Raw genomic sequence first — 12,425 nt, 5'->3', positions numbered from 1 at the left:
GCCGTCGGGTGCGGGTGCGTGGGGGCCGGTCGCGCTCAGGCGACACGGCCCCGCGCCCCTGACGGGGTGCCTCAGCTGATCCGGCGGACCAGGTAGGCCGTTCCCTTCTCCACCTTCTCCTCGCCCTCGTACTCCTGGCCCCGCATCTCGCACCACGCGGGGATGTCGAGTCGTGCGGCCTCGTCGTCGGACAGGACCCGCACCCTGCCGCCCACCGGCACGCTCCCGATCACCTTCGCCAGTTCGATGACCGGGATCGGGCACCGCTTGCCGAGCGAGTCCACGACCACTTCCTCCGCCTGCGGTACGGCCGCTGTCGGCATCGGGGCGCCCAACTTCTCCCGCACCCCCGCCACCACCCCCGGCAGCACCTCCAGGAAGCGGTCGACGTCCGCCTCGGCCGCCCCCGCCGGCAGCGAAACCCGCACGTTCCCCTCGCTCAGCACCCCCATCGCCCTCAGCACATGGCTGGGCGTCAGCGTGCTGCTCGTGCAGGACGATCCGGACGACACGGAGAAACCCTCCCGGTCCAGTTCATGCAGCAAGGTCTCTCCGTCGACATAGAGACAGGAGAAGGTGACGATGCCCGGCAGGCGCCGGTCCGCGTCGCCCACCACCTCCACGTCGGGCACCAACTGCGGCACCCGCGCCCGGATCCGCGCCGTCAGCTCCCGCAGCCGCACCGCCTCCTGCTCGGCCTGCGCCCGTACGGCCCGCAGCGACGCGGCCGCCGCGACGATCGCCGGCAGGTTCTCGAAACCGGGCGCACGGCCCGACTCCCGCTCGTCCGACGCCCCTTGGACGGCGAACCGCACCCCCTTGCGCACGACCAGCAGCCCGACCCCGCTCGGCCCGCCCCATTTGTGCGCGCTCGCCGTCAGCAGCGCCCAGTCGCCCTCGACACGGCCCCACCCCAGCGACTGCGCCGCGTCCACCAGCAACGGCACCCCGGCCGCCCGGCACACCTCGGCCACCGCCGCCACCGGCTGCACGGTCCCGACCTCGTGGTTGGCCGACTGGAGGCAGGCAAGTGCGGTGTCCGCGCGGAGGGCGGCGGCGTACGACTCGACGTCCACCGCTCCGGTCCGCCGCACCGGCACCCGCGTCACCTCCCCGCCCTCGGCCTCGAACACCTCGGCCGAATGCAGCACCGAGGAGTGTTCGACGGCTGACACGATCAGGTGACGTCCGGTGCGACGACGACCGGCCAACGCCCCGGCGACACCGGTATGGACGGCCCGGGTGCCGGAGGAGGTGAAAGTCAGTTCGTCCACCCGGCAACCGACAGCCTCGGCAGCCGCCTCCCGGGCGGCGTCCAGCAGCATGCGCGCTCTGCGCCCCTCGCGGTACAGCCGAGAAGGGTCGGCCCATCCGTCGTCCAGGGCGGCCCACAACGCCTGACGGGCCACAGGGTGGAGGGGAGCGGCGGACGCAGCGTCAAAGTAGGACACACAACAACGTTAAAGCGTTCCTGAGGGCGGCCGAGCCAAGGGGTGCCGGGAACGGCGCGACAAGCCACAACGCACCTGCACCCGCACGTCAAACCGCGACAACCCGAGCTATTGGGCGCCCAATCCCACCCTTAAGGAGTGACAGGCGGCGCGTATGCCCCCCTCCCCGCGAACCCCCGAATCGCGTCGGCTAGGGTTTGGTCCGCATAAACATCCAAACCCCTGCCCGACGCAGGGCGGCGACCGACCAGCGAGAAGGCCGCAGCCGAACAGCGCGGGCGAGACTCTCGGGAAGGCGCTACGTGAGTCCCAACGGCTCCGACCGCTCGCCGCGGCGCCCGATGCGGCGGAAGCTGCTGCAGGCAATGACCGCGGGCCTGGTCCTTGCGACCGCCACCGGTTGCACATACAAGGACTTCCCCCGCCTTGGTATGCCCACCCCGACCACGGAAGAGGCTCCGCGGATCCTCTCCCTGTGGCAGGGCTCCTGGGCCGCCGCGCTCGTCGTCGGCGTGCTGGTGTGGGGTCTGATCATCTGGAGCGCCATCTTCCACCGGCGCAGCCGCACCAAGATCGAGGTGCCGGCACAGACCCGGTACAACATGCCGATCGAGGCGCTGTACACGGTGGTTCCGCTCATCATCGTCTCGGTGCTGTTCTACTTCACCGCACGTGACGAGACGAAGCTGCTCAGCCTCACCGACAAGAAGCCCGACGTCACGGTCAACGTGGTCGGCTTCCAGTGGAGCTGGGGCTTCAACTACATCACGCCCGTCGACGGTGTCACCGGCGACGCGAAGACCGACGCGAACCTGGACGCCATTCCGGACCGGTTCAAGAAGGAATTCCCGGCCGCCGCCGGCGGCGTCTACGACGTCGGTACGCCGGGAACCAAGAACCCGCAGACCGGCAACCCCGGTCCGACGCTCTGGCTCCCCAAGGGTGAGACCGTCCGCTTCGTCCTCACCTCGCGTGACGTCATCCATGACTTCTGGGTGGTGCCGTTCCTGATGAAGATGGACGTCGTCCCGGGCCACACCAACGCGTTCCAGGTGACCCCCAATCAGGAGGGCACCTTCCTCGGCAAGTGCGCCGAGCTCTGCGGCGTCGACCACTCCCGGATGCTGTTCAACGTGAAGGTCGTCTCGCCCGAGCGTTACCAGCAGCACCTCAAGGACCTCGTCAAGAAGGGGCAGACCGGTTACATTCCCGCCGGCATCGCGCAGACGAGCCACGAGAAGAACCGGGAGACGAACAACCTGTGAGCATCCTCAACGAACCCCAGGGTGCCGAGGCTGAAGGCTCGTACGCCGACGAGCTGCCGGTCAGGCGCAAGCAGCCCGGCAATGTCGTGGTGAAGTGGCTGACGACCACCGACCACAAGACCATCGGAACGCTCTATCTGGTCACGTCGTTCGCGTTCTTCCTGATCGGTGGAGTGATGGCGCTGCTCATGCGCGCCGAACTCGCTCGCCCCGGTCTGCAGATCATGTCGAACGAGCAGTTCAACCAGGCGTTCACGATGCACGGCACGATCATGCTGCTGATGTTCGCGACGCCGCTGTTCGCGGGCTTCACGAACTGGATCATGCCGCTCCAGATCGGTGCGCCGGACGTGGCCTTCCCGCGGCTGAACATGTTCGCCTACTGGCTGTACCTGTTCGGCTCGACCATCGCCGTCGGTGGCTTCCTCACCCCGCAGGGCGCGGCCGACTTCGGCTGGTTCGCCTACTCCCCGCTGTCGGACGCGGTCCGCTCGCCGGGCCTCGGCGCCGACATGTGGATCATGGGTCTGGCCTTCTCCGGCTTCGGCACCATCCTCGGCGCGGTCAACTTCATCACCACGATCATCTGCATGCGCGCGCCCGGCATGACCATGTTCCGCATGCCGATCTTCGTGTGGAACGTGCTGCTGACCGCCGTCCTGGTCCTGCTCGCCTTCCCCGTCCTCGCCGCCGCGCTGTTCGCGCTGGAGGCGGATCGGAAATTCGGGGCACATGTCTTCGACGCGGCAAACGGCGGAGCGCTGCTCTGGCAACACCTCTTCTGGTTCTTCGGCCATCCAGAGGTGTACATCATCGCGCTGCCGTTCTTCGGCATCATCTCCGAGGTCATCCCGGTCTTCTCCCGCAAGCCGATGTTCGGCTACATGGGTCTGATCGCGGCGACCATCGCGATCGCCGGTCTGTCCGTGACGGTGTGGGCCCACCACATGTACGTCACCGGCGGTGTGCTGCTGCCGTTCTTCTCCTTCATGACGTTCCTCATCGCCGTACCGACCGGCGTGAAGTTCTTCAACTGGATCGGAACGATGTGGAAGGGGTCACTGAGTTTCGAGACCCCGATGCTCTGGGCCACCGGCTTCCTGATCACCTTCACCTTCGGTGGTCTGACCGGTGTCATCCTGGCCTCCCCGCCGATGGACTTCCACGTCTCCGACTCGTACTTCGTGGTGGCCCACTTCCACTACGTGGTCTTCGGTACGGTCGTCTTCGCGATGTTCTCCGGCTTCCACTTCTGGTGGCCGAAGATGACGGGCAAGATGCTCGACGAGCGGCTCGGCAAGATCACCTTCTGGACGCTGTTCATCGGCTTCCACGGCACCTTCCTGGTCCAGCACTGGCTGGGCGCCGAGGGCATGCCGCGCCGGTACGCCGACTACCTGGCGGCCGACGGCTTCACCACCCTGAACACGATCTCGTCGATCAGCTCCTTCCTGCTCGGCCTGTCGATCCTGCCGTTCCTCTACAACGTGTGGAAGACGGCCAAGTACGGCAAGAAGGTCGAGGTCGACGACCCGTGGGGTTACGGCCGTTCGCTGGAGTGGGCGACCTCCTGCCCGCCGCCGCGGCACAACTTCCTCACCCTGCCGCGGATCCGCAGCGAATCCCCGGCGTTCGACCTGCACCACCCTGAGATCGCCGCTCTGGAGCAGCTGGAGCACGGCCAGGCCGTCGCCGCTGTCGCGGGCAGCAAGGAGGCCGGCAAGTGAAGATCCAGGGCCGCATGTTCGTGTGGCTGAGCGTCTTCGTCCTCGCCATGGCGATCGTCTATGGCGTGTGGTCGAAGGAAGCGGCCGGAACCACGGCGCTCTTCATGGCCTTCGGCCTGTGCATCATGATCGGCTTCTACCTGGGCTTCACGGCCTCGCGGGTGGACGCCGGTGCCCAGGACAACAAGGAGGCCGATGTCGCGGACGAGGCGGGCGAGGTGGGCTTCTTCAGCCCGCACAGCTGGCAGCCGCTCGCCCTCGGTGTCGGCGGCGCGCTGGCCTTCCTCGGTGTCGCGGTCGGCTGGTGGCTGCTGTACTTCTCGGCGCCCATCATCATGATCGGCCTCTTCGGCTGGGTGTTCGAGTACTACCGCGGTGAGAACCGCACCCAGTAGGCACGCGCCGAGCGCACCGGGAGCCCGGACCCTCTGTCAGGAGGGTCCGGGCTCCCGGCGTTCCGGGGGCGGCTCCCGCCTTCGGCGCAGTGGCGTCCCCCGTCCGGGCTATCCGACATGCCGGTCCGGAAAACGTCTCATAGCGTGACCATATGAGTCAGACTCCGTGCGCCCGCACCGTCGTCAGCTGCGCCCTGCTGGTGACCGCCCTCGGAGCGGGCATCACCGCCTGCGGATCCGGCGGCGACCCGCTGTCGGAGAAGCCGCACGACGCGGCGGACCAGGTCTCCTTCAACACCCCCACCGGCGCCGGGAAGCGGGCCGACCCCGACAAGCCGCTGGAGGTCGTCGCCAAGAGCGACGCGGACCGGATCACGGACGTCACGGCCGAGGACGCCACCGGTCGCCTCGTGGCGGGCGAACTCGACGCCGACGGCCGTCGCTGGCACAGCACCTCCCCGCTGGCCGCCGACGCCCACTACACGGTCCAGGTCAGCACCGAGGACGAGGACGGCGCGCCCGGCCGCAAGGTCCTCACCTTCGACACCAGCAAGCCCACCACCCAGCAGCGGCTGAAGGTCACGTTCGGCCCCAAGGCGGGCGAGTACGGCGTCGGCCAGCCCGTCACCGCCCAACTCGACCACGCGGTCAAGGACAAGGCCCAGCGCGCCATCGTGGAGCGCGGCCTCAGGGTCGACTCCGTCCCCGCCGTCGACGGGTCCTGGTACTGGGTGAGTGACAAGGAAGTCCACTACCGGCCCAAGGACTACTGGCCCGCGCACGCCACCGTCCAGGTCCACAGCGACCTGGACGGCGTCCGGATCAGCGACCGCCTGTGGGGCGGCGCGGCCACGCCCCTGAAGCTCACCATCGGCGACAAGCTCCTCGCCGTCACGGACGCCGCCGCACACCAGATGACCGTGTACAAGAACGACAAGGAGATCAACCAGATCCCCATCACCACCGGCAAGCCGGGCTTCGAGACCCGCAACGGCGTCAAGGTCGTACTGGAGAAGCAGTACTTCGTACGCATGCGCGGCTCCACGGTCGGCATCGCCGAGGGCACCTCGGACTCGTACGACCTTCCGGTGTACTACGCCACCCGGGTGACCTGGTCGGGCGAGTACGTCCACGCCGCACCCTGGTCGGTGGGCTCCCAGGGGTACGCGAACGTCAGCCACGGCTGCACCGGCATGAACACCTCGAACGCCGAGTGGTTCTTCGACACCTTCCACCCGGGCGACCTGGTGAAGGTCGTCAACTCCAACGGCGAGGAGATGGAGCACTTCGGCAACGGCTTCGGCGACTGGAACCTCGCCTGGAAGGACTGGCGCAACGGGAGCGCCCTCACCACCGGCACCCAGGACACCCAGAACCCCCAGAACGCGGCACGTCTGCAGCCGACGTCGGTGTGAGAGACCAGGGGCGCGGGGCGGTAGTCGATATGCGGCTACCGCCGCGCGGGCACGACCAGCCACATGCGGCCCGTACGTGCGTATCCACCGCGCCCCGCCCTCTCCTAGGCGCTCTGCAGCCTCCGCTGCCGCAACAGGGACGCCAGCGCGGCCGCGAACTCCACCGGATCCACCGGCAGCGTCACGGCCGCGTCCGCACGGCTCCACGTGGCCAGCCACGCGTCCTGCGGCCGCCCGATCAGCAGCAGCACCGGCGGGCAGTTGAACACCTCGTCCTTGATCTGCCGGCACACCCCCATGCCGCCCAGCGGCACGGCCTCGCCGTCCAGCACGCACACGTCGATGCCGCCCTTGTCCAACTCGGTGACGACCGCCTGGGGCGTCGCGCACTCCAGGAACTCGACGAACGGCACATCGGGAGCCGGCCGCCGGCCCGAGGCCAGCCGTACCTGCTCGCGGGTGTTGGAGTCGTCGCTGTAGACCAGCACCGTGGCGGTCGGCTGCATTGTTCCTCCGATACGCGGGGACGGGAGTCGTCGTACGGACAGGACCGATGCGCCGGATGCTACTCCCCCGAACACCTCGTCAACACCTGTTGGAACACGGCTTCGATGGGCCATCCGGGCAGTACACACGGTGCGGACACCCCGAACGGCACCCCCCGGAGTGAGCGCGAGATAAGCGACCGACATAATGTCGGTCGTGGCGACAGCAACGACAGTAGAAACCGGGCACGCGCACCCGTCGGTCAATCGGCCGAACCTCACCAGCGTCGGAACCATCATCTGGCTGAGTTCCGAGCTGATGTTCTTCGCGGCCCTCTTCGCGATGTACTTCACCCTGCGATCGGTGACCGGTCCGGATCACTGGAAGGAGATGGCGAGCCATCTCAACATTCCGTTCTCCGCGACCAACACCACGATCCTGGTGCTCTCCTCCCTGACCTGCCAGCTCGGCGTGTTCGCCGCCGAGCGCGGGGACGTGAAGAAGCTCCGGGGCTGGTTCATCGTCACCTTCGTGATGGGCGCGATCTTCATCGGCGGTCAGATCTACGAGTACACCAGCCTGGTGAAGGAGGACGGGATCTCGCTCTCCTCCGACCCGTACGGCTCGGTGTTCTACCTGACGACCGGGTTCCACGGCATGCACGTGACGGGCGGCCTCATCGCCTTCCTGTTCGTTCTCGGCCGCACCTACGCGGCGAAGCGCTTCACGCACGAGCAGGCGACCGCGGCCATCGTCGTGTCCTACTACTGGCACTTCGTCGATGTCGTCTGGATCGGTCTCTTCGCCACGATCTACCTGATCAAGTAGCGGGGCCGGCTCCACGCGCTGCAGAAGCGCACAACCCAGAAGCATCGACGCAGAAGATCCTGACACCGGGGTAATCCGTGAAAAAGCTCTCCTCACGACGACGCCATCCGCTGGCGGCGGTCGTCGTCCTACTCTTTGCGCTGGCGGCCACTGGGGGGCTGTACGCCGCGCTCGCGCCCGCGGGCCAGGCGCAGGCCGATGAAACCTCCCAGTCCCTGACCATTGAGGAGGGCAAGAAGCTCTACTCGGTCGGCTGTGCCAGCTGCCACGGCACCGGCGGTCAGGGATCGTCCGACGGCCCCAGCCTGGTCGGCGTGGGCGCCGCGGCCGTGGACTTCCAGGTCGGCACCGGCCGTATGCCGGCCGCCACCTCGCAGGGGCCGCAGGTCGTCGCCAAGAAGAACATCTACACCCAGGCCCAGATCACCCAGCTCGCGACGTACATCGCCTCGCTGGGCGCCGGTCCCGAGGTGCCCACCAAGGAGCAGTACGGCCCGGGCGGTGCCGACATCGCCGCGGGCGGTGAGCTCTTCCGCACCAACTGCGCGCAGTGCCACAACTTCGTGGGTGCGGGTGGCGCGCTGACCAAGGGCAAGTTCGCGCCGAGCCTGGAAGGCGTCGACCCGAAGCACATCTACGAGGCCATGCAGACGGGCCCGCAGAACATGCCGTCCTTCCCCGACACCACGCTGTCGGAGAAGAACAAGAAGGACATCATCGCGTACGTCGACGCGGTCAACAGCCCCAAGACGGTGAACCCCGGCGGTCTCAACCTGGGCGGCCTCGGGCCGGTCAGCGAGGGCCTGTTCGCCTGGATCTTCGGTCTCGGCGCCCTGATCGCCGTCGCCGTCTGGGTCGCCGCTCGGACCGCAAAGGCCAAGAAGTCATGAGTAGCCAAGAGATTCCAGAAGAGAACCTGCCCGCTGAGCAGGGCCACGCGCACGGCGCGGTGAGCGTCGCGGACGAGAAGGACCCGTTCTCGGACCCCGGCCTGCCGCCTCACGAGCACCGGATCCAGGACATCGACGAGCGGGCCGCCAAGCGGTCCGAGCGCGTCGTGGCCCTGCTGTTCACGGTGTCGATGCTGGCCACCGTCGGCTTCATCGCCTCCTATGTGACGATCCCGAAGGACAAGGCGATCTTCGTCTTCCCGATCGGTCACATCAGCGCGCTGAACTTCGCGCTGGGTCTGACCCTCGGTGTGGCGCTGTTCTGCATCGGCGCGGGAGCGGTCCACTGGGCCCGCACCCTGATGTCCGACGTGGAGGTCGCCGACGAGCGGCACGCCATCTCGGCTCCGCCGGAGGTCAAGGCCAAGGTTCTGGCCGACTTCAAGCAGGGCGCCAAGGAGTCGGCGCTCGGCCGGCGCAAGCTGATCCGCAACACCATGTTCGGCGCGCTGACCCTGGTCCCGCTCTCCGGCGTCGTGCTGCTGCGCGACCTCGGCCCGCTGCCGGGCACCTCGCTGCGCCACACGGCGTGGTCGAAGGGCAAGCTGCTCGTCAACATGAACACCAACGAGCCGCTGCGTCCCTCCGACGTCGCCGTCGGCTCGCTGACCTTCGCCAAGCCCGAGGGCGTCGAGGAGTCCCAGGAGGACTTCCAGAACGTGATGGCGAAGGCGGCCCTGATGATCATCAGGCTGCAGCCGGACAACATCAAGGACAAGCGCGAGCTGGAGTGGTCCCACGAGGGCATCGTGGCCTACTCGAAGATCTGCACCCACGTGGGCTGCCCGATCTCGCTGTACGAGCAGCAGACCCACCACGTGCTCTGCCCGTGCCACCAGTCCACCTTCGACCTCTCCGACGGAGCCCGAGTGATCTTCGGCCCGGCCGGTCACGCCCTGCCGCAGCTGCGCATCGGCGTGAGCGAGGAGGGCTACCTCCAGGCGCTCGGCGACTTCGAGGAGCCCGTCGGTCCTGCTTTCTGGGAGCGCGGATGAGCACTAACGAGAACTCCGAGTCCCGCGAGCGCGGGAAGGCACCGGCCGGCGAGCGTGTCGCCGACTGGGCCGACGGACGGCTCGGGATCTACTCCCTGGCCAAGTCCAACATGCGCAAGATCTTCCCCGACCACTGGTCGTTCATGTTGGGTGAAGTGTGCCTGTACAGCTTCATCATCATCATCCTGACGGGTGTGTATCTGACGCTGTTCTTCCACCCGTCGATGAACGAGGTGGCGTACCACGGCAGCTACGTCCCGCTCCAGGGACAGATGATGTCCGAGGCGTTCAGCTCGACCCTGCACATCTCCTTCGACGTGCGTGGTGGTCTGCTCATCCGGCAGATCCACCACTGGGCCGCGCTGATCTTCCTCGCCGGCATGTTCGTGCACATGATGCGCGTGTTCTTCACCGGCGCGTTCCGCAAGCCGCGTGAGATCAACTGGCTGTTCGGCTTCCTGCTGTTCGTCCTCGGCATGTTCACCGGCTTCACCGGTTACTCGCTCCCGGACGACCTGCTCTCCGGCACCGGTGTCCGCTTCACCGAGGGCGCCATCCTGTCCATGCCGATCGTCGGCACGTACATCTCGTTCTTCCTCTTCGGCGGGCAGTTCCCCGGCCACGACTTCGTCGCCCGGTTCTACTCGATCCACATCCTGCTGCTGCCGGGCATCATGCTCGGCCTGGTGGTGGGCCACCTGATCCTGGTCTTCTACCACAAGCACACGCAGTTCGCGGGTCCCGGAAAGTCCGAGAAGAACGTCGTCGGCATGCCGCTGCTGCCGGTCTACATGGCCAAGGCCGGAGGCTTCTTCTTCCTGGTCTTCGGTGTCATCGCGGCCATCGCGGCGACCACCCAGATCAACCCGATCTGGGCCATGGGCCCCTACCGTCCGGACCAGGTGTCCACCGGCGCCCAGCCCGACTGGTACATGGGCTTCGCCGAGGGCCTGATCCGGTACATGCCGGGCTGGGAGATCAACTTCTGGGGCCACACCCTGGTCCTGGGCGTCTTCATCCCGCTGGTCCTGTTCGGTCTGGTGCTGGGTGCGATCGCGCTCTACCCGTTCATCGAGTCCTGGGTCACCGGTGACAAGAGCGAGCACCACATCCTGGACCGGCCGCGCAACGCCCCGACCCGCACCGGCTTCGGTGTCGCCTGGGTGACCGTGTACATGATCGGCCTGGTCGGTGGTGGCAACGACCTCTTCGCCACCCACTTCCACCTGTCGATCAACGACGTGACCTGGTTCGTCCGGATCTTCTTCTTCGCCGGACCGGTGATCGCGTTCCTCGTCACCAAGCGGATCTGCCTCGGCCTGCAGCGCCGGGACCGCGAGAAGGTGCTGCACGGTCGTGAGACCGGCATCATCAAGCGGCTGCCGCACGGTGAGTTCATCGAGGTGCACGAGCCGCTCAGCCAGGAGCAGCTGCACACCCTCACGGCCCACCACCAGTACGAGCCGGCCGAGATCGGCGCGGCGGTGGACGAGAACGGTGTCGAGCGCAAGATCAAGGGCTCCGAGAAGCTCCGCGCCAAGCTGAGCAGCGCCTACTACGGCGAGGACAACCAGATCCCGAAGCCCACCGTCGAGGAGTACAAGGAGATCACGAGCGGCCACGGCCACCACTGATCGACCGCGTCGCCACGCCACGGTCGAAGGGCCCCCGTCCGATGTACGGATGGGGGCCCTTTGCCGTGCCCGGGGCTGGATAGGGTAGGCCTGAAACTGTTTTTGCCGGTACGACGATCAGGAGCGGCCTTATGAGCGCTGTGACCCCCGCTGGAGGCGACATCGCGGCGGGCCGTTCCTGGCCCGAGGTGCTGAACGCGCTGCTGTACGGCCAGGACCAGAGCGCGGACGCGACGGCCTGGGCGATGGACCAGATCATGCGCGGCCAGGCGACCGACGCCCAGATCGCCGGCTTCGTCGTCGCCCTGCGGGCCAAGGGCGAGACGGTGGACGAGATCAACGGCCTGGTCCGCACCATGTACGCGCACGCCAACGTCATCGAGGTACCGGGCCGCACGGTCGACATCGTCGGCACCGGCGGTGACGGCGCCAAGACGGTGAACATCTCCACGATGTCGGCGCTGGTGGTGGCCGGTACCGGGGCGAAGGTCGTCAAGCACGGCAACCGGGCCGCGTCCTCCGCGTCCGGCGCCTCGGACGTGCTGGAGAAGCTCGGCGTCAACCTCGACCTGACCCCGCGGCGGGTCGCCGAGGTCGCCGAGGAGGCCGGCATCACCTTCTGCTTCGCCGTCAAGTTCCACCCGGCGCTGCGCCATGCCGGCGCGGCCCGCGGCCAGCTGGGCATCCGCACGGTGTTCAACATCCTCGGCCCGCTGACCAACCCCGCGCAGGTGCGGTCCCAGGCGGTCGGGGTCGCGGACCCGCGCATGGCACCGGTCGTCGCGGGCGTCTTCGCCGAGCGTGGCAACTCCTCCCTGGTCTTCCGCGGCGACGACGGCCTCGACGAGCTGACGACCACCGCCACGTCCCACGTCTGGATCGTCCGCGACGGCAAGGTCACCGAGGAGACCTTCGACCCGCGGGACGTCGGCATCGAGCTGGTCCCGGTGGAGGCGCTGCGCGGCGGCGACCCGTCGTACAACGCGGAGGTCGCGCGCCGGCTGCTGGACGGCGAGACGGGCCCGGTCCGTGACGCGGTCCTGCTGAACTCGGCGGCGGCCCTGGTGGCCCTGGACCCGGGCACCGGGACGCTCGCCGAGCAGATCCGGGCCGGCATGGACAGGGCGGCGGAGTCGATCGACTCGGGCGCGGCCAAGCGGGTGCTGGAGCGCTGGGCGGCGGCGACCAACAAGTAGGGAGCGCGCGGTCAGGAGGCTGAGGCGCGGGGCCGGGCCCCCCGGCCCCCCCCCCCCGCCCCCCCCCCCGGGGCGCAACCCCG

At 68.0% G+C, this 12,425-nt stretch carries 11 protein-coding genes; 9 read left to right on the top strand and 2 right to left on the bottom strand.

Annotated elements, in window-relative coordinates; genetic code table 11:
- Positions 1 to 71: 71 nt before the first annotated feature.
- Positions 72 to 1,451 (bottom strand): aminotransferase class V-fold PLP-dependent enzyme, encoded by a 1,380-nt coding sequence (locus ABZ642_RS43160; RefSeq protein ID WP_360496143.1) that lies wholly within the window; start codon positions 1,449 to 1,451, stop codon positions 72 to 74.
- Between the two features lie 302 nt (positions 1,452 to 1,753).
- Between ABZ642_RS43160 and coxB the strand changes: the two genes are divergently transcribed.
- The 4 genes from coxB (at position 1,754) to ABZ642_RS43140 (ending at position 6,253) form a co-directional block, all read left to right on the top strand.
- Positions 1,754 to 2,716, top strand: a complete 963-nt coding sequence (gene coxB, locus ABZ642_RS43155) for a cytochrome c oxidase subunit II (RefSeq protein WP_360496140.1) — start codon at positions 1,754 to 1,756, stop codon at positions 2,714 to 2,716.
- Complete coding sequence (gene ctaD, locus ABZ642_RS43150) at positions 2,713 to 4,443, top strand: cytochrome c oxidase subunit I (RefSeq protein WP_360496137.1); 1,731 nt, start codon at positions 2,713 to 2,715, stop codon at positions 4,441 to 4,443. The genes coxB and ctaD overlap by 4 nt, the downstream gene beginning before the upstream one ends.
- Entirely contained in the window at positions 4,440 to 4,838 is a 399-nt protein-coding gene (locus tag ABZ642_RS43145; protein ID WP_046727399.1) for a cytochrome c oxidase subunit 4, read from the top strand. The genes ctaD and ABZ642_RS43145 overlap by 4 nt, the downstream gene beginning before the upstream one ends.
- 152 nt (positions 4,839 to 4,990) lie before the next feature.
- Positions 4,991 to 6,253, top strand: a complete 1,263-nt coding sequence (locus ABZ642_RS43140) for an Ig-like domain-containing protein (RefSeq protein ID WP_360496134.1) — start codon at positions 4,991 to 4,993, stop codon at positions 6,251 to 6,253.
- A 104-nt stretch (positions 6,254 to 6,357) separates the two neighbouring features.
- Here ABZ642_RS43140 and ABZ642_RS43135 read toward each other — a convergent pair whose 3' ends face one another.
- Positions 6,358 to 6,759, bottom strand: coding sequence for a hypothetical protein (locus tag ABZ642_RS43135; RefSeq protein WP_360496132.1), 402 nt, complete (start codon positions 6,757 to 6,759; stop codon positions 6,358 to 6,360).
- A 187-nt stretch (positions 6,760 to 6,946) separates the two neighbouring features.
- Between ABZ642_RS43135 and ABZ642_RS43130 the strand changes: the two genes are divergently transcribed.
- The 5 genes from ABZ642_RS43130 (at position 6,947) to trpD (ending at position 12,342) form a co-directional block, all read left to right on the top strand.
- The gene (locus ABZ642_RS43130) at positions 6,947 to 7,567 is read left to right on the top strand and encodes a heme-copper oxidase subunit III (protein ID WP_351695412.1); all 621 of its coding nucleotides are present in this window, start codon (positions 6,947 to 6,949) and stop codon (positions 7,565 to 7,567) included.
- 77 nt (positions 7,568 to 7,644) lie between these two features.
- Positions 7,645 to 8,457, top strand: a complete 813-nt coding sequence (locus tag ABZ642_RS43125; protein WP_360496129.1) for a cytochrome c — start codon at positions 7,645 to 7,647, stop codon at positions 8,455 to 8,457.
- Positions 8,454 to 9,512: a Rieske 2Fe-2S domain-containing protein gene (locus tag ABZ642_RS43120; protein ID WP_360496126.1), complete on the top strand. Its 1,059-nt coding sequence runs from the start codon at positions 8,454 to 8,456 to the stop codon at positions 9,510 to 9,512. The genes ABZ642_RS43125 and ABZ642_RS43120 overlap by 4 nt, the downstream gene beginning before the upstream one ends.
- Positions 9,509 to 11,146 (top strand): ubiquinol-cytochrome c reductase cytochrome b subunit, encoded by a 1,638-nt coding sequence (locus tag ABZ642_RS43115; protein ID WP_360496123.1) that lies wholly within the window; start codon positions 9,509 to 9,511, stop codon positions 11,144 to 11,146. Before ABZ642_RS43120 ends, ABZ642_RS43115 begins: the two co-directional genes overlap by 4 nt.
- Positions 11,147 to 11,277: 131 nt before the next feature.
- Complete coding sequence (gene trpD / locus ABZ642_RS43110) at positions 11,278 to 12,342, top strand: anthranilate phosphoribosyltransferase (RefSeq protein WP_360496120.1); 1,065 nt, start codon at positions 11,278 to 11,280, stop codon at positions 12,340 to 12,342.
- Positions 12,343 to 12,425: the final 83 nt, after the last annotated feature.

The organism is Streptomyces sp. NPDC007157 (assembly GCF_040634235.1).
In the GTDB taxonomy this organism is placed as follows: Bacteria; Actinomycetota; Actinomycetes; order Streptomycetales; family Streptomycetaceae; genus Streptomyces.
Note: the sequence above shows the minus strand (reverse complement) of the source record. Positions and strands in the feature narration are given on the sequence as shown.

Excerpts from the sequence above, each read along its gene's own strand:
- trpD (WP_360496120.1), top strand. The coding sequence starts at position 11,278 with ATGAGCGCTGTGACCCCCGCTGGAGGCGACATCGCGGCGGGCCGTTCC.
- ABZ642_RS43130 (WP_351695412.1), top strand. The coding sequence starts at position 6,947 with ATGTCGGTCGTGGCGACAGCAACGACAGTAGAAACCGGGCACGCGCAC.
- ABZ642_RS43120 (WP_360496126.1), top strand. The coding sequence starts at position 8,454 with ATGAGTAGCCAAGAGATTCCAGAAGAGAACCTGCCCGCTGAGCAGGGC.
- ABZ642_RS43135 (WP_360496132.1), bottom strand. The coding sequence starts at position 6,759 with ATGCAGCCGACCGCCACGGTGCTGGTCTACAGCGACGACTCCAACACC.
- ABZ642_RS43115 (WP_360496123.1), top strand. The coding sequence starts at position 9,509 with ATGAGCACTAACGAGAACTCCGAGTCCCGCGAGCGCGGGAAGGCACCG.
- ABZ642_RS43140 (WP_360496134.1), top strand. The coding sequence starts at position 4,991 with ATGAGTCAGACTCCGTGCGCCCGCACCGTCGTCAGCTGCGCCCTGCTG.